Consider the following 19,458-nt stretch of genomic DNA (forward strand, 5'->3'; position numbering starts at 1 on the left):
GCAATGAATCAAGATTTCAATAAGCAGGAAGAATTACAAAGTACAGTAGAGGATCATAAATTACCATCTACATTTAGCAAAAGATTATCAGGATTCATAGAGATAATTAAAAACAGACCATTAGTAACTAACTCTAGCTTGCATAGGCGTAATAATGCTTTTGGTGTTTTATGGATTGTCAGAAAGTGAGGTAAAAACTTCTAGGGCTCTACAAGAAGATAGACAATCAAGGGAAATATCTGGAATAGAGAGGGCAATAGATCCAAGGGCTAAATGGACTGCAGAAATATTAAATGAAGTTAAAAATATGCAGAATCATTTAGAGAAGTTAATAGAGAATAAATATTTAGAAACTAAAACTAAAATTGATGATTTTAGTCAAAAGTTAGAATCATTAGAGAAGCCTCATGAAGAAACTATATTATATGATGGCAATGATTTTAATAATAATCAAAAAATAGAAGATTTACTAGATAATAACCTTGAGAAAAGCATTGCTGCTGCTCCTACTGCTCCAGTAAAAAGATTACTTGGTTATGTAAAAAGAGCTGACTTAAGGATAAAAAAAGACGTTAAAGATTATATTACTACTGGCAGCTTTGCAAGAGGGGTGCTGCTTACTGGCGTGGTGGTTGGAACCGGCACTAATAATGCAGCTTCACCTGAGCCTATAATGGTAAGGCTTGTTGATACAGCTATTTTTTCTAAAGGATATAAAACGGAGCAAATCAAAGAAGCAATTTTAATTGGTTCTTGCACTGGGGATATTTCATCAGAGCGGGCTAAATGCCGGTTAGAGACAATATCTTTACTAAATAGTAATGGAGAGATAATTGAAAAACCGGTAGAAGGCTGGTTAATAGGAGAAGATGGTAGACCCGGCATTAAAAGGGATAGTTGTTGATAGATCATCAGATGTCGCAAGAATGGCGGTGCTTAACGGCGTACTTGGCGGGATAGCACAATTTTTTCAGAACCAGGCAACAAATAGCATATAGCATAAGTCATTAAGGTACTGACAGAGCGAGAGTATCATGTTATAGTAAGCAAATATTAACAAGCATGTAAAGAGATATGGCACGAGCATATGCAATAGAACTAAGACTAAGAGTTATAAAAGCTGTAGAAGCAGGGATACGAATAAGTAAGGTAAGTAAATTATTTAATGTAAGTCGTGATACTATATATAAATGGAAAAAATTAAAAGATAAGCAAGGTACTTTAGAAGCAGCAACTGGTTATCAGAAAGGACATAGTCATAAGATAAAAGATTCAGAATCTTTTAAAGAATTTTTTAAAGCTAATATGAATAAAACATCAAAGGAGTTAGCAAAGCAATGGGGTAATATTGCATCTGTAACTATTTTAAGACAAATCAGAAAACTTGGCTATAGCTATAAACAAAACTCATTTTCATCCGAAAAGAGATATTAAATTAAGACAAAACTTACGCTATGTTATAGCAAATATGCTAAAAACCCTTACTACAAAGCTATGTTTTTACGGTGCATCACTTTATAATATCCTTTAATTTATAGGAATTATATCAAACATAGCGTAAGTTTTGAAGAAATGAATTTATAGCAAAGATACAAACCATCACAAAAGACAAATTAGTATATCTTGATGAATCTGGAATAGAGGATAATGCTTGCAAAGAGTATGGATGGAGCATTATAGGACAAAGGTGTTATGGAGAAAAGGTGTATCAACATAAATTTAGAATAAGTATGATAGCTGGTCTTTGTAATGGTAATCTTATTGCTCCTGTAATATTTGAAGGTAATTGTAATACAGAGGTCTTTAAAACTTATATTAGGGATGTATTAATTACAGAATTACAACCTGGGCAAACCGTTATTATGGATAACATTAATTTTCATAAAAATTCTAAAGTTAAAGAGTTCATTGAATCCGTTGGTTGTACCATATTGTATTTACCAACTTACTCTCCTGATTTAAATCCTATAGAGCATTACTGGTTTAAGATAAAAAATGAAATTAGGAAAGTTGTAGAAGATTTTGAAACATTTTATGATGCTGTTTTTAATACTATTAAATTGTCAGTATCTTAATGATTTATGCTATATTTAGTTATATAATCTGTATCTAATTTAGATAATAATGTTTCTGTGACCTGCTTATTTTTTGCAACATCTAAGTTATTAATCCCTTTTTGTACTGATTCAAACGACTTAATAGTATGATTAGTTTCATAAGTAAATTTAAGGATATTTTCATCAGTCACCTTTTTCTCATCTAAAACGCATACATTTTTAACGTTAGCTCCATCTTTACCAAAAAAATCGCTAGCATTTTTAGTAATTTGCCGCACTAATGGATCTAATAATTTTTCATTTTTTAGCAAAGCCGAAACTGTATCTTGCGATATTTCTACATATTTATTTATTTTATTTATAAGAGCGTCTTTTTCATCTTTAAATATTGGCTGATTTTCTTTAGCAAAATTAGCGTACATAAATATACGGTTTTTTACACGCTCCTTTACAAGATTATCTACATTTTTTTGACTTGATAACTCTGCTTCTAACTGCTTAGGAAGCTTTTCCATCTTTTCTTTAATTCCTTTAAAAGCTTTAGGATTATAACCTTCTTTCTCCCATTTTGTTATTTGCTCGTTGTTATTTTTTATAGTTGCAATAATACTTTTAACATCATTTTTTGCATTAGGCTTAGAAGATATATTTTATTTTTAGGGTCATCCGGATCAGAATATATTAGATTTTCAATTGTTTTTTACATCAGGATCATTTACATTAATTTCTTTTTTTTTTAAACCCCTCGTTAATTAACCCCTGTACTAAATAGTTTTTTGTTTCTTTTAGGTCGTTTCTTAATAATTGTATTAAATCACTTTCTTTATCTTTACTCCTAACCTCATGCTGTGCTTCTTGTAACTTTATAGCCATATGTTACCTATTATTAAAACATTTGATATATTAGATATCAAAATTCCATAATTTACAACTTTTTTATCTTTTGATAAAAATATTTAAAAAATTAACGATGTAAAATAACTAAGATAGGTTCTATGAAGATTTCTAATACATATCCCATTTAAGGTATTTTTAGAAATCTTCATAGCTTGGAAAGAAAGCTAATTAAAGACCAGGTCCTCTTGTTCTTACTTTCTGATTCTCTTGATGAATATCAGGTTTATCTTTTGAAGATGTTTGAGATTGGTTGGCAAATAATAATTTATCAAATATTTCAGGATTTGCTTTTCTTATTTCAACTAAATTAAGATTAGGATTAGGATTATTAACTTCTTTCGGCTCAACAGTTTTATTCATTAATTTTGTTAAGCTAGCAGCAATTTGTTCATTTGTTAAAGCATTTGAAAAGATTTTATTATCAATTTCTTTTTTTACATGTTCATCACTTAACGCTGCATATTTATTTACTGATTGTTCTAATCTTTCCTCTAAATAATCTTTACCTGTAAAAATTGACTTAAACTTTTCCCATAGAGAAGTGCCTTTGTCATTAATTTCTTTTAGCTCCGAGACTATTTTATTACTATTTTCAGTCAGATAAGCAGAATCTAAATTCTTTAAAATTGTTCCTGTTTTTTCAATAAGTTTTTCATTGGTACTCTCATATAAAGGAGCAAAAAGCCTAACCATAGGCTCTAACATTTTACTTTCGCGAGTATTTTTATCTAACCTTTCTGTCAGTTGATTTATCGAATCTTCTGCTGCTTTAGAAATTTCTTTTCTATCCATTTCCGATTCTGTGTATGTTTTTTTATTTTTTTGCCCACTTTGAATAAATTCCTTACATTGCTGCAATTTTTGTTGTGAGAAAGAATTAGGTAATTTTTTTACAACTGCATCTAGCAGTTTTTCAGTATATACTTTTGCAGGAATCTTATTATTGCTCACTTCAACTAATGATTCATTAATTGCATTTGTTAAAGTATTTATATCTTGATCATTAAATTCATTTAGTACAGGTTTCATTGATACTAAATCTAAACTTACCCTAAATCCTTTTAAATTACCTTCAATTTTTGCAGCATAAAGTTTAATTTTATCTCTATTTTGCTTTGTAGTTATTGCAGCATTTTGTTTTGCATTTTCATTTATGCTATCAACAAAATCTTGAATTTTCTCTTCTTTAAGATAGGATCTTATAAGATCATAACCTAAATCTAATGCTCCACCAAAATTTTGTATATATTGAAGCGGTTGATCAAAAAAAGAAAGATCTTTAGGTACTAATGACTGATATTGATCAAACTTTCTAATTACTCCTGTAATATCGTTGATTTTATTATTTACTATATTTCTATTTGATGATTGCTGGTTCTGATCATCAATTTTTAAATTTTTTTTCTCTTCAATCTCATTAATTTTTTTATCAGCTACGTCTTTTTTTGGTAATTGCTGAGTTCGATCATCAATATTTAAATCCTTTTCTTGAATATCCGTTATGTCTTTCAGTTGCTGAACTCTGTCATCAACTTTCAAATTATCTGTCATATTATTCCTTTTTTAATTTATTTTAAATAATAATAAACATTAAAAAAAATGCCAAATTAATTTTAAATTCTAGAAAAAAAATTAGTTAAAATTTGTAAAAAGAATCGTATTTTTTTATAGAAGATGTGCGGATAATAATTTCCTCTGGGATTTCAGCTAAGAACCTTGATGGGTATGATCTGACTATTTCGTAGAATATTTTACGGCTTTCAGCATGGGTAATGTAAAGCTCTTTTTTAGCTCTAGTAATACCAACATAAGCAATGCGGCGTTCTTCTTCCAAACCTTTTTCACCCTCTTCATCTAAAGATCTTTGAGACGGAAATACCCCCTCTTCCCAACCTGGCAAAAATACTACATCAAACTCAAGCCCTTTAGCACCATGTAGAGTCATTATTGTTACAGAACCACCATAATTGGTTTCTAAAACTTCATTTTCCATAACTAAGCTAGAATGCTCAATAAAATCATGAATATCGTTAAACTCAGCAATAGCTCTTAGCATTTCGTTGATATTCTCGATCCTGCTTAAAGCTTCTTCAGTTTTCTCTTCCTGAAGCATTTCTAAATATCCGGAATCATCGAGTATTGCTTTAGTTACATTTATTGGAGCATCAAAGCTAAATCTTTCATGCCAATTGCTAATTTTGGTAACTAAATCTTTCAAAGTTTCATAGGATTTTGTTTTTATCTCACCATCCTCTAGCATTTCTTTAATAGCAGCGAAATTAGAGATATTTTTTTCTATAGCATATGTTTTAATTTTATTTAACGTTACTGCCCCTATTGCTCTTTTCGGTACGTTAATAATACGCTCTAATGCTAAATTATCATTTTGGTTTAAAGCGATACGGATATAAGCCAGCACATCCCTAATCTCCATACGTTCATAGAACCGCAAACCGCCGATAATTTTATAAGGCATAGCACTATTTATAAAGGCTTCTTCAAAGCTTCTAGTTTGAAACCCTGCTCTTACTAATATAGCAATATTCCCTGCACTATATCTTCCCTCTCGCACTAACCTAGCTATTTCGGAGGCAATATATCTTGCTTCTTCTTTATCATTCCAGCAAGATATAATTTTGATCTTTTCGCCGCTTTCCTTATCAGTCCATAAGATTTTGCCATGACGATTTTTATTGTTATTAATGACATTTGAAGCAGCCGCAAGAATTGGAAGAGTTGATCTATAATTCTGCTCTAACTTAATAATTGTGGCATTTAAAAAATCTTTTTCAAAACGTAATATATTGCCTACTTCTGCACCACGCCAACCATAAATAGACTGGTCGTCGTCACCAACGCAGCAGATATTTTTACTTAAGCTCGCAAGCATTCTTGCCCACAAATATTGCACGACATTAGTATCTTGATACTCATCAATTAAAATATAACGATATTTTTCTTGATAATGTTTTAATATCTCATGGTTTTTAATGAAAAGCTCATTATTATAAAGCAGTAAATCCCCAAAATCCACTACGTTAGAGATCAGTAAATTTTGCTGATATTCTTCATAAACAAGTTTTGCTACACGTTGCAAAGGTAAATTAGTATCAGAACTTGATAACTTATTTGGCAATAAACCTTGATCTTTCCAACGTGAAATTACGATATGTATTAGTTTAGGAGCATATTTTTTAGTATCGATGTTTTTAAGCTTTACTATATCCTTGATTAATCTTAGTTGATCATCTTGGCTAATAATAGTGAATCTGCTATTTAAACTAAGATTTAAATGCTCTATTTGATCACGCAATATCCTTGCTGCCATTGAGTGGAAAGTACCAATATTAAGACCGTAAGAGCTAACCAAATTATGGACTCTTTCCTGCATCTCTTTTGCTGCTTTATTCGTGAAAGTAACAGCTAAAATATTTTGCGGGGATGCTAAATTTTGATGAATAATATTTGCAATTCTTGAGGTTAGTACTTTCGTCTTACCAGTTCCTGCTCCTGCAAGCAAAAGAAGAGGTCCTTCGGTATGAAGAACTGCTTTTTGCTGCTGCTCATTTAATGAATGTAAGAAGTCTTGATTTGGCATATTATGGATATATTGGTTGTGTGGATGTCAATCCCATGGCTTGAAAAAAGCTTTTATTGTCATTCCGTTGATCGCAGGAATCTAGAAAAAATAAACATAAAAACATTAAGCCTTTAAAATTATAAAACTCGATTTCTCTCGCTTTATGCTGGATTCCTGCTTTTGCAGGAATGACACCATAGAATAATACCCCTATTTCTGCTTTTATCAATAAAAATTATCTAATTCTTTTAAGGTTTTTTAGAATATAAGAAAGGGTAATGATAGGATTACAAATTATTATTTTTAATAATTTGAGATAAGAATTTAAATTTTTATCTTCAATAAACCAGCTATATAAATCATCTATAGGCTTAATCTTATCAGGAATAGTATATTTATCTTTAAATAATTCTTTCAAAGCTCTTTTAGCTTTTTGGGCTTCTGCTTTTCGTTCAGTTGTTAAGCTCTGATTATGCACCATATAAAAATACAACGACTCTGGTATATGAGCAAATTTTGTAACAAGCCCAAACCGAAGCCAATATTCATAATCATCAACTAAATGCATGTTTTCGTTATATCCTCCTACCATCTTTGCTATATCCGCCCTATATAGAAAGCATGCCCCGACACAATCACGAATAGGTAGAAATTCTGGAGGTTCTTGGTGCATTCTGCTACCCACTTTACCATGCTCATCAATTAAAGTATAATCGGTATAAACAAGCCCAATATCTGGTGAATTATCTAAAACATCATTCATTTTTGCTAAAGCATTTTCATGCAAAAGATTATCATCGGAAGTCCAAGTAAAATACTGCCCCCTAGCCTCCTTAAAAGCAATATTAAGACTAGCTGGCAATCTTTTATTAGGCTCATTTCTTATTACTTTGATACGCTGATCCTGCTTTGCATATTCCTTTGCTATTTCAAAGCTTTTATCTTTAGAGCAGTCATCGATTATAATAAGCTCAAAATCTGTAAATGTTTGATTAAGGCAGCTTTCAATAGCTTTCGGCAATAACTTCTCTCTGTTATAAACCGGTAAAACTATTGATATTTTTGGAGAATTATTATTCATATATTTTGATTTTTATTATTATGTCATCTCATCATCCATAATGTCATTCCTAGCAATGGCGAGAATCCAGTAATAAAAACACAAATACAACAAGTTTTTAAAATTAAAAGCTCGATGTATCTCGCTTTATGCTGGATTCCCGCCGTTGCTGGGAATGACACAAAAATTCGTGTAACTCATGACGTTTTTAATCTTAACCATACCAAGGAGCAAAAGACAAGCCTACCTTAATCCCTCCCACAGTAATATCTTCTTCCTTATTAGCCAAATACTTCTCTTCTCTAATTAAGGCGATAGCTTTATTTTGATAGCTAGAACATATTATCCCAATTTTGTACTTGGTCGTAATTATTTCCTCATTTTTAACTAAAGATGATAAATCTTCCTCACCTATAATTTTGTATATTTTTCTTCTTATAACACCTTGATATTTAGCTCTTGATATAACTTCTTGACCTACATAACAACCTTTATCATAACTAATAGCGTTCAATTCTTCAGCACCATAGATAACTGGAATTGACTCACCTGAAGCCAAATCATCTACTCCGTCTACTATGGCAAAATTATATTTATCTTTTAGATATAATTTTTTACTTAGATTCCCGCCTACGCAGGAATGACATGCTTGGCTTAGTGTTATTGAGCGAAATCCCAGCAAATTATATCGAGGATCACGAGCTATGACTAACGAATCCATATTTAATTCCTGATGAGAATAAGCAATTTTATATTCATCTTTACAATCTATTATTTCTATTTTGGAGCGGAACTTATAAAAATTTAAGTGATCTATTAAGGCAGTTTTACTTTTCTCATCAATATCAATATAAATTTCTTCAAGGTTATGTGTATATACAAAGAAATCAAATAAATATCTACCTTGATTATTAAGTAAATAAGTATAACAATAATTACTCTTATTGATATCATTAGTTGTAAGGTTTTGCAGGAACTTTAACGAATCCGAACCCGCTATTTTAATAACCTCTCTATTGTTTAATATTTCGTACATAATTATAATATTATTGACTTTCTATGCTTCACACTACTATACTTTAAATTTATGTAAATTAAACTTAAATAATTATGAGATGTTCATCTTACTGCGTTTCTTCTGAATATAAGATGAGTGATCTGGTTACTAATTTAAAAAAGATTGGGCTTGAACCTCAGCATTTTGATGATGTTTTATATATTCGGAAAGAAATAAATAAAGATTCTGATTATATAGATATATTTTTCTTCCCTTTTGGTTGTGTAACTATTTGGGGCGGTGACGAAATTCAGGAAAGAGTAATTTTAAATGATACTGATTTAGTAACGATAAATAAACTTGCCGAACCTGTATCCGATTATATTTATTTTGAATATAGTGAAGAACACGAAAAAACTTTTATTGACGAAGAAAAAAACAAAATAATTTTGGCTGATAAATCGGTTTTTGTTAAGCTGTCTATTTCTCATGCACTTGCCCAATCTGTTAAGCTTAGCGTTCTTGAGCAATCTGTAAGTAATTTGATATCTCAGACCACTCCTATACAACAGGAATTAGCTAGAACTGGTAGTGTATCACTCTCTAAAAAAGAGATATTACAACAAATAGGAATATTATTTAGTGAACGTTATTCAATCAGCTTACATAGTGATATATTCGATACTCCTGAATTTTTTTGGCGTCGTCCTAGCTATGAGCCTTTATATCTTATGACGGCAGAATTTCAAGACATAGAAATAAGGCAAAATATAATGAACCATCGCCTTAATATGATTCATGAGTTGCTTGATATCCTTTCCAATGACCTTAACTATAAACACTCTACTAAACTTGAGTGGATTATTATTATATTAATTGGTCTTGAAGTAGTATTATCTTTATCTCATACCAATCTTTTTCTAAAAATTATTGGAGCTTTGTAAATAGCTTCATTTATGCAAATTATTAATAGTCAAAAAATATTAGAAGAGTTTTGTAAGGAATTATCCACTAAAAAATGGTTAAGTATAGATACAGAATTTGAACGTCGTTATACCTATTACTCTAAACTCAGTATAATACAAGTAAAAGCAGAAGATTGCAGCATAATAATTGATGCGATAAATAATTTAGATTTAAACGTCTTTAATAAATTACTTATAGATAATAATATTATTAAAATATTTCATGCACCTCGTGAAGATTTCGAAATTTTTTATAATTTGTTTAAAACTCTGCCTTCTAATATTTTTGATGTACAAGTTGCTGCAAATGTTTGTGGTCTTGGTAATCAACTAAGCTATGATGATATTTGTTATAAACTCTTCAAAATCAATATTGATAAAACTCATCAAAAATCTAATTGGTTAAAACGCCCTATTACCGAAGATATGCTAAATTATGCATTTTTAGATGTTGAATATTTGGATAAAATATATAAACAACTAAATAAGATAATTTTGAATAATAATTTAACGAATCAATATCAATCCATGCTCCAGTTTTTATTTAATATTAAAAACTATGAGGTAAAACCCGAAGATGCTTGGAAAAAAGTAAAATTTAGGATTGAAATTAAAGATTTTAAAACTAAAATACAAATGCTTGCAGCTTATCGTGAAGAAAAGGCACAAACTATAAATATCCCTCGAAAACATTTTATTTCAGATGAAGATTTAATGAAGCTATGTAAATATCTACCTTTAACTGAACAAGATTTTAAAAATTTAAACCTAAAAAGTAGATATTTACTAAAACCAAGATATAAAGAAGAAATAATACAATTATGCAATAGTTATATGCATGAAAGATAGAATAGCATCGAAAAGTTATTATTCTATGTCATTCCCGCTTAAGATTTGCTTGCGTGGATCGTTTCCCCCTGTCGTCATCCCGTGGCTTGTCCAATAGTACCGGACAGTTATTATTCTATGTCATTCCCGCCTCTAGCTAAGAATTACATAGAATAATACCTATACCTGAATAAAATATAACATTTTTTAAAAACTGTTCGGTACTATACTCGCAATGACGGGCTATTAAAATTTTCTTTTACTGTTGAGGATAAGGGTTATCACTTGCCACTTTAGCAGTAACAGTTTTTACACTATTATCATCAAAGAAAAAAGTTATATCAACTGTATCACCTACGTTTAGATCTTTTCTTATATCATAAAGCATTATATGCATATCTCCAGGTTTAAAAGCAACGTTAAGATTACCAGAAATTAAAAACGGATAATCTACTTTCACCATTTGGCTAACACCATTACTGTCATTAATCGTTTGGTGCATCTCTATTCTACCTACTTGATCTGAAGATATATTAACTATATTATAGCTAGCCGGTCTAGTATTTACTAATGTAAAATACATAGCAGAATTGCTTAGTACATTATCAACATTTGTAGTAGGTCTTACCCAAGGTTGGGCAAATTGTACAGCTCCTGCTGCATTTAACTTAGATAAAGTAGTAGATGAATCTGTAGTAGTATCAGTAGGACTAGTAGTTTGGGTTGGCTGCGTATTTGTAAGCTTAGCATAGCTTGTTATACTAGCAAAAGCTATAAAACTAGCCAATAAAGTTTTTATCATAATTAACACCTTTTAATAGTTTTATAAAATACTAGCATAAATTTTATATAAATCTAGTTTTTTAGAATATAATACCTACGTATTTCCAGCATAAACCTCTCAATCGCATAACGCAATGTAGTTCTAGGCATTTGTGATATATGTCTATTTAAAAACTCTATCAATTGCTTTTCATCCTTTTTTCCTGCTTCACGTAGCATCCACCCTACCGCTTTATGAATTAAATCGTGCTTATCGTTTAGTAATAATTGAGCTATTTTAAAAGTTAAATCGAGTTCATTTTTGCGAATAAAATACCAAGTTGCAACCATTGCTATTCTTCTTTCCCAAAGATTTTCAGATTTGAAAATGCAAGGACTAAGTAGAACAAAACCTATAAATTTTCTGCCCAAATTTCATTGGGGGTTTTATAACCAAAAATCTTTCTTGGCATGTTATTTAAAATCTCAGCAACATTGTCAAGACCTCTTTGTGTAACGGTAGTAATATCTGTATTTTTAGGTAAAATTCTATGAATCATAGAATTCATTTTTTCCACTAATGCTTTTTGTCTAGGGCGGTATGGATCACAAAAGAAAGTTTGAAACCCAGATAGTCTATAGGCAACATGCCCCACAAACTCTTTGCCATTATCCATAGTAATAGTCTTTCTCACACTATTTGGAAGAGTTTTTATCTTTCTTAAAAACCCATTGGTAACTGTTTTAGCTCTCTTGGAGTTATTCAGCACTAAAATAATCTTTTGACTCTTTTTATCCACCAGTGCACCAATATTCATACTTTGATTACCTTTATGAAATGTAAGATCTGCCTCAAAATTCCCTACTTCTACCTTTTTCGTAGCTATTGCATCAGGCTGATGTATTGAGATCCTTTGTGGTATAATGATCCTTTGACGCCTCTTCCCTCTTTCTTGCCTTTTATATCTTTTAGAAGGTAAATAGCTATATAACTTTAATTTAGCTGCTACTGCAGAAGTGTAAACAAATCTATATATACTTTCTGTATAGACACTTATCTCGAGAAGAGAGATATGAGATAAAAAGAATGTATGACCTAGGAGTCAGTATTAATAAGATAGCACAACATCTTACGAGGTCTAAAAGCGCTATTAGTATGGAGCTAAAAAGAAATAAGGTAAAAGATAAGTATATGCCTTGTGTTGCTCAGGAAAAATATGAAAACAGGATGTATCAGCAAGAGTTATTAAAAATAGAAAAGAACCCTATGTTGTTAGATTATATTAAAAATGCTATGATTCGCAAGAAATGGTCGCCGGATGCTATAGCCGGAAAGTTAAAACTAGACAAAAATACAGCTTTGTGTATCAGTACAGAAAGTATATATAGATTTGTTTACACTTCTGCAGTAGCAGCTAAATTAAAGTTATATAGCTATTTACCTTCTAAAAGATATAAAAGGCAAGAAAGAGGGAAGAGGCGTCAAAGGATCATTATACCACAAAGGATCTCAATACATCAGCGTGATGCAATAGCTACGAAAAAGGTAGAAGTAGGGAATTTTGAGGCAGATCTTACATTTCATAAAGGTAATCAAAGTATGAATATTGGTGCACTGGTGGATAAAAAGACAAAACTTACGCTATGTTTGATATAATGCCCATGAATTAAGGGATATTATGAAGTGCTTCACTATAAAACATTGCTGTGTAATAAAAGTTTTTAGCATATTTGCTATAACATAGCGTAAGTTTTGAAGAGTCAAAAGATTATTTTAGTGCTGAATAACTCCAAGAGAGCTACAACAGTTACCAATGGTTTTTTAAGAAAGATAAAAACTCTTCCAAATAGTGTGAGAAAGACTATTACTATGGATAATGGCAAAGAGTTTGTGGGGCATGTTGCCTATAGACTATCTGGGTTTCAAACTTTCTTTTGTGATCCATACCGCCCTAGACAAAAAGCATTAGTGGAAAAAATGAATTCTATGATTCATAGAATTTTACCTAAAAATACAGATATTACTACCGTTACACAAAGAGGTCTTGACAATGTTGCTGAGATTTTAAATAACATGCCAAGAAAGATTTTTGGTTATAAAACCCCCAATGAAATTTGGGCAGAAAATTTATAGGTTTTGTTCTACTTAGTCCTTGCATTTTCATTATGGATAACATTAATTTTCATAAAAATTCTAAAGTTAAAGAGTTAATTGAATCCGTTGGTTGTACCATATTGTATTTACCAACTTACTCTCCTGATTTAAATCCTATAGAGCATTACTGGTTTAAGATAAAAAATGAAATTAGGAAAGTTGTAGGAGATTTTGAAACATTTTATGATGCTGTTTTTAATACTATTAAATTGTCAGTATCTTAATGATTTATGCTATACTAACTAACTACAACATAATTATATTCAAGAAAAAATACAGCAAGCTCCAGATAAACCTGATATTTCTTATACGCTTTCATATGTATTACATACATTAGATAGTGAGTTATTTAAAAAATACGGCAGAAACTACTTTAAAACAACAAAATTATGAAACAATAATATGGCATGGAACAACAAAGAAATTATGAACAAAATGCTTTAGAATTATTAGGCAAGGCATATGATGGTGAAATGAGTTAACGTCATTGAGAGGAAAAACCGACGTTGTTACATAACTCTCAAATCGTCATTGCGAGCGAATGAAATGAGTGCAGCAATCCAGAAAAAAAGTAAAAAAGTACTGATTTTAGTATTTTTTACTAGATTGCTTCGTCAAAATTTTCAATTTTTCCTCGCAATGACGGAAAAAATCAAGCCGGGTAACAAGACCAGAAAAACCATAGGTTTTACGAAGTAATCCTAGAAGTTCTGCTTCATGAGATTGCCACACAAGCAATGCTTGCTTGCAATGACGAGAACTAACTCATGCAGGCAATGCCCCCACAGAATGACAATGACGATCACCCTTCCACAATGCTTGCAAGTCTAGTGAATAGAGCCTCAATCATGTCCCAGCCTTTTTTCTGAATATTAAGTAGTAAAAGATCATTAACATTTAACTGTCTTAATAAATCTACTCCCATTTGTTCATGCTCGGGGTCAAGATGCATGTGGGTTTTAAAGTGCTTTTCAGCTTTTTTACAACTTAAAAATATCGAGCCTAACTTCTCATAAAATATAGTAGCACATGATTCTATTATCATATGTACAAGCACCACTCGCTCACTATCACCAAGTGTCATCATTTTTAAAGTAAACCAAGAACCAAGTGCCTCAAAGATAGGATCTTCCACTTCTGTATTATTTTTTCTGTCTTTTGAGAGTTCTATATTGTGACCGAATTCATCAAGTAAATGTTCCCAAGCAAGTTTTGTAAATTTTTTATGTTCTGAAAATACTACCCTTGCAAGTACCATTTTTTGAAATTCATTTGACCAGATTTGGAAGTAATCAAGAAATTTATTTTTTTGTGCGTCACTTTCTAAATTAATTTTAAATCTCTTTTGGGTATATTCCCCGCCGCTTGCGGCGTAATATGGCGTAATGAGCAAATATATACATAAAAGTCATAATGTTACGGTACTGCTGTATCACATGGTATTTCCAGCAAAATATCGCCGAGCAGTGTTTGACGTATCAGTTGATCAAGTATTACGAGAAATATGTTTAGAGATAGAAAAGAGATATCAAATAAAATTTTTAGAAATAGGGGTTGATGAAGATCATGTCCATTTTTTGGTACAATCTGTACCAATCTATAGCGTAACAAAAATAGTAACAACAATTAAAAGTGTTACAGCTCGTCAAATATTTAGACAGTGTCCACAGGTAAAGAAACAATTATGGGGTGGAGAATTTTGGACTGATGGATATTTTACGAGTACGGTAGGTAAGCATGGAAATGAGAATATGATAGGAAAATACGTAAAAAACCAAGGCAAGGAATATCAGAAACTGCATGAGGATCATCAGCTAGCTTTCTTCTAAAATACCCCGCTGCTTGCGGCGGGGATTACTTTTATTAACTTATTTTGTTTAAACCTTTCTTTATATTTTTCATTATCTAAAATTAAACGATCTATTACATTCATCGTTGTTAATATTAATTAGTTGCTCAAACATATTAATATCGATAAAAAATAAATGCCACCAAAATTGTTAATTTTTATTTACTAATTTTTAAAACCATATGTGTAGCTATAGACAAATATAAACTGCAAAATCATAATTTGCACACAATATATATATATAACATTTCTACTGATCCATTTTAAACTTATAAATAGTCTCTTTGAATAATTACTTATGATCATTAATATGTATGTAACTGTTAACAAGATAATATCTAAAACTAAATCAAAATTTGATAAATTAAGATCACTAAAAGAAATAGTAAGCACGAACAGAGCTGAATGTACTAAAGTAATAAGAATTGTTACAAAACAACAAAGTTTTAGGTTTTTGGGTTCATGTTTTGCAATAAATCCAAGTATCATAATTGCAATTACAATCGTACCATAATCAATGATAGCCCAGCTTATATACCATAATATTATCATTATAATAACATGGCAGTAGCCGCTATAGAAGAAACGAGTTAACGACTTACGAAAACAATAAATATAGCACTGCCCTAAATAAATAGAGATTAAAATATTTGTGGTGATAAACTGCTTGAATAATATTGTAGTGTAAATTTGTAGTAAAATACCCCATATTATTATTCGCAATTTTGGCTTATCATGAAAATTATAGCCAGCAAAAAAGCAAAAAACCGGCATAGCAGTACGACCGATTATTCGCAAAGTAATAAGGTCAGGATATAGATACAAACCTATATGATCGATGATCATAGCTATGATTGCTAGAGTTTTTAGCAAATCTTGATAATTTGATTTATTTTTACTGCTTTCTAACATGCTTAACTACTTTTAATCTCTTTTGGGTATATTCCCCGCCGCTTGCGGCGTAATATGGCGGAATGAGCAAATATATACATAAAAGTCATAATGTTACGGTACTGCTGTATCACATGGTATTTCCAGCAAAATATCGCCGAGCAGTGTTTGACGTATCAGTTGATCAAGTATTACGAGAAATATGTTTAGAGATAAAAAAGAGATATCAAATAAAATTTTTAGAAATAGGGGTTGATGAAGATCATGTCCATTTTTTGGTACAATCTGTACCAACCTATAGCGTAACAAAAATAGTAACAACAATTAAAAGTGTTACAGCTCGTCAAATATTTAGACAGTGTCCACAGGTAAAGAAACAATTATGGGGTGGAGAATTTTGGACTGATGGATATTTTACGAGTACGGTAGGTAAGCATGGAAATGAGAATATGATAGGAAAATACGTAAAAAACCAAGGCAAGGAATATCAGAAACTGCATGAGGATCATCAGCTAGCTTTCTTCTAAAATACCCCGCTGCTTGCGGCGGGGATTACTTTTATTAAATAAGCTACACCAAAAAAGACTATAATGCCAATTGTAATAGTACCTCCTAATGCACAAATTTTAATCAGCAAATATTCCGAATAAAAATATTCTAAGAAATAATGTTTTATTGAGCCAATCATAATAGACATAATTATGCAGCATAATAAAACTTTAATACAAAAAGATTTTATATCCTGCTCTATATGTAGCATATTCTGCTTTTTAGTATAGCTATATAATAAACCTAAATTATACCAAGCTGCAATAGAAGTACCAACCGCAATACCGATATGCTTTAAAGAATCCATTAATAATAAATTCATGCTGGTATTAATTATTATTGAAAATAGAGTTATTTTCAGAGGTGTTTTAGTATCACCATTGGCATAAAAAATAGGAGTTAGAATTTTTGCCAAAATAAAAGCAGGAAGCCCTAAAGCAAAAGCAGAAATAGCCTCAGCAGAATTTGTAGTATCTTGAGAGGTAAACGCTCCCCTTTCATATATTACGTTAATAATTGGATGCGATAAAATTATAATTCCAAAAGTTGCAGGTAGTGACAAAAATAGCCCCATTCTAATTGCATTATTCTGTACTTTCGTTGCAGCTACTATATCGTTTGATTTATATATTTTTGATAATTCAGGTAATAAAATAGTTGAAAAGCTAGTGCCTATTATTGATAGAGGAAATTGATAAATTCGGTCAGCATAAGATAGTATGGAGATAGCTCCCTCAATGAAGCTAGCAATAGATTGAGAGATAAAAAGGTTTAATTGCTGTACGCCTGAGCTAATGGTCGCCGGTCCCATATTAATTAAAAGCTTTTTTACATCTGGATCATTTGGTTTAAAAATAAACGGAAAGCTTAAATCAGCTCTTTTAACGCAAACAAACATAAAAGAAACTTGTAATATTCCAGCAATTATTAAAGATAAGCTGATTGAAACGGTAGACTCTGTATAATTATCCAACATTAATGTACAGACTATTACGCATACGCTTAAGATAACAGGTGAAAAAGCAAAAGCAGCAAAGCGTTTTACCGAATTTAAAATCCCACCTAATAAAGCTGTAAGTGATACAAATATTAAGTAAGGTATAGTGATTCGGCATAAGAATACTGTAAGCTCAAACTTCTCTTTTTTACCGTGAAAACCAGGAGCTATAAATAGCATTAATTGCGGCATAAATATTTGCATTAATACTATTATAACTATTAATGAGAGTAGTAAAAGTGTAAAGACCTCACCAGAAAATCTACCTGCTGCTTTCTTAGAAATCAGCATTTTTTTATTATAAATAGGGATAAAAACGTTTGATAATGCTCCCTCGGCAAAAATTCTTCTAAATAGATTTGGTAATTTAAAAGCAACATTTATGCTATCACCCATTTGAGTAGAGCCGAATAATGATGCAATAAATTGCTCACGCACAAGCCCAAATATGCGAGAAATTAATGTAAAAAAGGCTACTACAATCCCTGATCTGAATAATGTCACTAATTTATAATTTTATAGTTTTTATAAGTACGTCATTGAGAAAAAATGTTGCCTGGGTGAATCAATTTTTCCCCTGTTATCCCGTGGCTTGTCCAATAGTACCGGACAGTTTTTATTCTATATCATTCTTAGCTAGAGGCGGGAATCCAGAAAAACAAACATAAAAGCAGTAAGTTTTTAAAATTAAAAGCTCAATTTATCTCGCTTTATACTGGATTCCTGCTTCCGCAGGAATGACATACAACTAACTTTTAATCCTTTCTATCCCTTCCTCTATAAGGCTATCAGCTTTGGCTTTATTCTCCCAGCCGGTAACTTTAACCCATTTGCCTTTTTCTAAATCTTTATAATGCTCGAAGAAATGAACTATACGTTTCCTAAGCATCTCACATACATCATCTAATTCTTTGATATGATCAAAGGTAATATCAAGCTTAGAGGTTGGAACTGCAATAATTTTCTCATCAAAACCCGATTCATCTTCCATCATCAATACTCCAACAGCTCGGCACTTAATTACTGAGCCAGGCACTACTGGATGATGCGATACAACAAGCACATCTACCGGATCACCATCATTAGAAAGAGTATGCGGAATAAAACCGTAATTACATGGATAACTCATTTTAGTTTGCATGAAACGATCAACAAAAACCGCTCCTGATTCTTTATCGAATTCATACTTAATCGGACCACTATTCATCGGTATTTCAATGATTACATTTATTTCATCGTTATTTGCTTTTGCTTTAATTTTATCTATGAACATGTTTTATTTTTTTGTTATAATTGTTTTATGTTATTTAATAGCTCATTTGTCATTCCTAGCTAAAAGCGGGAATCCAGAAAAAAAGCATAAACAGAGTAAATTTTTAGAGCTAAAAGCTCGATTTATCTCGCTTTATGCTGGATTCCCGCTTCTGCGGAAGACAGTATTCGGAGGTCGATAATTCTCGTCATGTTTTGCAAGCAACTCCCTTGCTATAAACTTGCCGTTTGATAACTTACCTATAGCAATAATACCCTGATTCTCACGAAATAAGGCAGGTAGCACACCCTGATATAATATTTCTAAGTCCTTAATATTGTCTGTGATAACAAAACTTATTTTATCAGCCGCAATTTTATTTATTGAATCTACTTTAACTAGCCCGCCAACTCTTAGCTCTTTCCCCTGCTCTATTTCATTAATTTTTGATGGCGGCACGAAAAATACTATACTTTTTTCTAAATTATAAAGTATTATACTAACTCCGATTACTGCTGAACAAAAGCAAATAATGATAGTTATTAACTTATTTTTTGCTCTTTTTTGCATCAGTATTTTTCTTCTCTTTCTTATAACTTACAAAGCTACTAACTAACAA

At 31.1% G+C, this 19,458-nt stretch carries 18 protein-coding genes and 5 pseudogenes; 8 read left to right on the top strand and 15 right to left on the bottom strand.

Translation table 11 applies throughout. The features are described 5' to 3' along the window. Positions 1-3: 3 nt before the first annotated feature. Together AAGD55_RS07625 and AAGD55_RS12420 are read left to right on the top strand one after the other, a co-directional pair. Positions 4-995 (top strand): annotated as a pseudogene (locus AAGD55_RS07625) (TraB/VirB10 family protein); the annotation flags it as partial. Positions 996-1,074: 79 nt separating this feature from the next. Then, positions 1,075-2,075 (top strand): annotated as a pseudogene (locus AAGD55_RS12420) (IS630 family transposase). Here the strand turns inward: AAGD55_RS12420 and AAGD55_RS07645 are convergent. From AAGD55_RS07645 to AAGD55_RS07675, 7 genes are all read right to left on the bottom strand, one after another. Further along, positions 2,072-2,572 (bottom strand): hypothetical protein, encoded by a 501-nt coding sequence (locus AAGD55_RS07645; RefSeq protein WP_341791030.1) that lies wholly within the window; start codon positions 2,570-2,572, stop codon positions 2,072-2,074. The pseudogene AAGD55_RS12420 and the gene AAGD55_RS07645 sit on opposite strands and share 4 nt — an antisense overlap. Before the next feature lie 205 nt (positions 2,573-2,777). Continuing rightward, complete coding sequence (locus tag AAGD55_RS07650) at positions 2,778-2,930, bottom strand: hypothetical protein (RefSeq protein WP_341791031.1); 153 nt, start codon at positions 2,928-2,930, stop codon at positions 2,778-2,780. A gap of 192 nt (positions 2,931-3,122) precedes the next feature. Continuing rightward, positions 3,123-4,505 (bottom strand): hypothetical protein, encoded by a 1,383-nt coding sequence (locus tag AAGD55_RS07655; protein ID WP_341791032.1) that lies wholly within the window; start codon positions 4,503-4,505, stop codon positions 3,123-3,125. Between the two features lie 85 nt (positions 4,506-4,590). Then, entirely contained in the window at positions 4,591-6,552 is a 1,962-nt protein-coding gene (gene pcrA, locus AAGD55_RS07660) for a DNA helicase PcrA (RefSeq protein ID WP_341791033.1), read from the bottom strand. Between the two features lies 1 nt (position 6,553). Further along, positions 6,554-6,763, bottom strand: a complete 210-nt coding sequence (locus AAGD55_RS07665) for a hypothetical protein (protein WP_341791034.1) — start codon at positions 6,761-6,763, stop codon at positions 6,554-6,556. Positions 6,764-6,769: 6 nt separating this feature from the next. Then, positions 6,770-7,615 carry a glycosyltransferase gene (locus AAGD55_RS07670; RefSeq protein ID WP_341791035.1) on the bottom strand — a complete coding sequence of 282 codons (846 nt, stop codon included), beginning with the start codon at positions 7,613-7,615 and terminating at the stop codon, positions 6,770-6,772. Between the two features lie 193 nt (positions 7,616-7,808). Then, positions 7,809-8,630, bottom strand: a complete 822-nt coding sequence (locus AAGD55_RS07675; protein WP_341791036.1) for a folate-binding protein — start codon at positions 8,628-8,630, stop codon at positions 7,809-7,811. A gap of 113 nt (positions 8,631-8,743) precedes the next feature. On the opposite strand from AAGD55_RS07675, the gene AAGD55_RS07680 reads away from it, so the two are divergent. Beyond that, positions 8,744-9,535 carry an RMD1 family protein gene (locus AAGD55_RS07680; protein WP_341791037.1) on the top strand — a complete coding sequence of 264 codons (792 nt, stop codon included), beginning with the start codon at positions 8,744-8,746 and terminating at the stop codon, positions 9,533-9,535. A gap of 12 nt (positions 9,536-9,547) precedes the next feature. After that, a complete protein-coding gene (locus AAGD55_RS07685; protein WP_341791038.1) occupies positions 9,548-10,405 on the top strand; it encodes a ribonuclease D in 858 nt (285 codons plus the stop codon). Between the two features lie 238 nt (positions 10,406-10,643). On the opposite strand, the gene AAGD55_RS07690 is transcribed toward AAGD55_RS07685, so the two are convergent. From AAGD55_RS07690 to AAGD55_RS07700, 3 genes are read right to left on the bottom strand one after another with little or no spacing between them, the layout of a single operon-like run. Further along, on the bottom strand, positions 10,644-11,186 hold the full coding sequence (locus AAGD55_RS07690) for a copper chaperone PCu(A)C (RefSeq protein ID WP_341791039.1): 543 nt from the start codon (positions 11,184-11,186) through the stop codon (positions 10,644-10,646). Between the two features lie 53 nt (positions 11,187-11,239). Next, positions 11,240-11,578 carry a DNA alkylation repair protein gene (locus AAGD55_RS07695; RefSeq protein WP_341791040.1) on the bottom strand — a complete coding sequence of 113 codons (339 nt, stop codon included), beginning with the start codon at positions 11,576-11,578 and terminating at the stop codon, positions 11,240-11,242. Continuing rightward, entirely contained in the window at positions 11,560-12,219 is a 660-nt protein-coding gene (locus tag AAGD55_RS07700; RefSeq protein ID WP_341792554.1) for an IS30 family transposase, read from the bottom strand. Before AAGD55_RS07700 ends, AAGD55_RS07695 begins: the two co-directional genes overlap by 19 nt. 14 nt (positions 12,220-12,233) lie before the next feature. Here AAGD55_RS07700 and AAGD55_RS07705 point away from each other — a divergent pair. After that, positions 12,234-13,280 (top strand): annotated as a pseudogene (locus AAGD55_RS07705) (IS30 family transposase). 23 nt (positions 13,281-13,303) lie between these two features. Further along, a pseudogene (locus AAGD55_RS07710) lies at positions 13,304-13,525 on the top strand (transposase); the annotation flags it as partial. 578 nt (positions 13,526-14,103) lie between these two features. Here the strand turns inward: AAGD55_RS07710 and AAGD55_RS07715 are convergent. After that, a pseudogene (locus tag AAGD55_RS07715) lies at positions 14,104-14,646 on the bottom strand (hypothetical protein); the annotation flags it as partial. A gap of 40 nt (positions 14,647-14,686) precedes the next feature. Here AAGD55_RS07715 and tnpA (AAGD55_RS07720) point away from each other — a divergent pair. Beyond that, positions 14,687-15,130 (top strand): IS200/IS605 family transposase, encoded by a 444-nt coding sequence (gene tnpA / locus AAGD55_RS07720; protein WP_341791041.1) that lies wholly within the window; start codon positions 14,687-14,689, stop codon positions 15,128-15,130. A 185-nt stretch (positions 15,131-15,315) separates the two neighbouring features. On the opposite strand, the gene AAGD55_RS07725 is transcribed toward tnpA (AAGD55_RS07720), so the two are convergent. Beyond that, positions 15,316-16,062: a TraX family protein gene (locus tag AAGD55_RS07725; RefSeq protein WP_341791042.1), complete on the bottom strand. Its 747-nt coding sequence runs from the start codon at positions 16,060-16,062 to the stop codon at positions 15,316-15,318. 62 nt (positions 16,063-16,124) lie between these two features. On the opposite strand from AAGD55_RS07725, the gene tnpA (AAGD55_RS07730) reads away from it, so the two are divergent. Then, complete coding sequence (tnpA, locus tag AAGD55_RS07730) at positions 16,125-16,568, top strand: IS200/IS605 family transposase (RefSeq protein ID WP_341791043.1); 444 nt, start codon at positions 16,125-16,127, stop codon at positions 16,566-16,568. On the opposite strand, the gene murJ is transcribed toward tnpA (AAGD55_RS07730), so the two are convergent. The 3 genes from murJ to ccmE form a co-directional block, all read right to left on the bottom strand. Further along, on the bottom strand, positions 16,565-18,091 hold the full coding sequence (gene murJ, locus AAGD55_RS07735) for a murein biosynthesis integral membrane protein MurJ (protein ID WP_341791044.1): 1,527 nt from the start codon (positions 18,089-18,091) through the stop codon (positions 16,565-16,567). The two genes, tnpA (AAGD55_RS07730) and murJ, sit on opposite strands and share 4 nt — an antisense overlap. Positions 18,092-18,335: 244 nt before the next feature. Beyond that, positions 18,336-18,860 carry an inorganic diphosphatase gene (gene ppa / locus AAGD55_RS07740; RefSeq protein ID WP_341791045.1) on the bottom strand — a complete coding sequence of 175 codons (525 nt, stop codon included), beginning with the start codon at positions 18,858-18,860 and terminating at the stop codon, positions 18,336-18,338. Positions 18,861-18,992: 132 nt separating this feature from the next. Further along, positions 18,993-19,409 carry a cytochrome c maturation protein CcmE gene (gene ccmE / locus AAGD55_RS07745; protein ID WP_341791046.1) on the bottom strand — a complete coding sequence of 139 codons (417 nt, stop codon included), beginning with the start codon at positions 19,407-19,409 and terminating at the stop codon, positions 18,993-18,995. Positions 19,410-19,458: the final 49 nt, after the last annotated feature.

Source organism: Rickettsia endosymbiont of Gonocerus acuteangulatus, from assembly GCF_964026435.1.
In the GTDB taxonomy this organism is placed as follows: Bacteria; Pseudomonadota; Alphaproteobacteria; order Rickettsiales; family Rickettsiaceae; genus Rickettsia.

Excerpts from the sequence above, each read along its gene's own strand:
- AAGD55_RS07675 (WP_341791036.1), bottom strand. The coding sequence starts at position 8,630 with ATGTACGAAATATTAAACAATAGAGAGGTTATTAAAATAGCGGGTTCG.
- AAGD55_RS07670 (WP_341791035.1), bottom strand. The coding sequence starts at position 7,615 with ATGAATAATAATTCTCCAAAAATATCAATAGTTTTACCGGTTTATAAC.
- AAGD55_RS07645 (WP_341791030.1), bottom strand. The coding sequence starts at position 2,572 with ATGGAAAAGCTTCCTAAGCAGTTAGAAGCAGAGTTATCAAGTCAAAAA.
- ppa (WP_341791045.1), bottom strand. The coding sequence starts at position 18,860 with ATGTTCATAGATAAAATTAAAGCAAAAGCAAATAACGATGAAATAAAT.
- pcrA (WP_341791033.1), bottom strand. The coding sequence starts at position 6,552 with ATGCCAAATCAAGACTTCTTACATTCATTAAATGAGCAGCAGCAAAAA.
- tnpA (WP_341791041.1), top strand. The coding sequence starts at position 14,687 with ATGAGCAAATATATACATAAAAGTCATAATGTTACGGTACTGCTGTAT.
- AAGD55_RS07655 (WP_341791032.1), bottom strand. The coding sequence starts at position 4,505 with ATGACAGATAATTTGAAAGTTGATGACAGAGTTCAGCAACTGAAAGAC.
- AAGD55_RS07680 (WP_341791037.1), top strand. The coding sequence starts at position 8,744 with ATGAGTGATCTGGTTACTAATTTAAAAAAGATTGGGCTTGAACCTCAG.
- AAGD55_RS07650 (WP_341791031.1), bottom strand. The coding sequence starts at position 2,930 with ATGGCTATAAAGTTACAAGAAGCACAGCATGAGGTTAGGAGTAAAGAT.
- tnpA (WP_341791043.1), top strand. The coding sequence starts at position 16,125 with ATGAGCAAATATATACATAAAAGTCATAATGTTACGGTACTGCTGTAT.
- ccmE (WP_341791046.1), bottom strand. The coding sequence starts at position 19,409 with ATGCAAAAAAGAGCAAAAAATAAGTTAATAACTATCATTATTTGCTTT.
- AAGD55_RS07685 (WP_341791038.1), top strand. The coding sequence starts at position 9,548 with ATGCAAATTATTAATAGTCAAAAAATATTAGAAGAGTTTTGTAAGGAA.
- AAGD55_RS07690 (WP_341791039.1), bottom strand. The coding sequence starts at position 11,186 with ATGATAAAAACTTTATTGGCTAGTTTTATAGCTTTTGCTAGTATAACA.
- AAGD55_RS07725 (WP_341791042.1), bottom strand. The coding sequence starts at position 16,062 with ATGTTAGAAAGCAGTAAAAATAAATCAAATTATCAAGATTTGCTAAAA.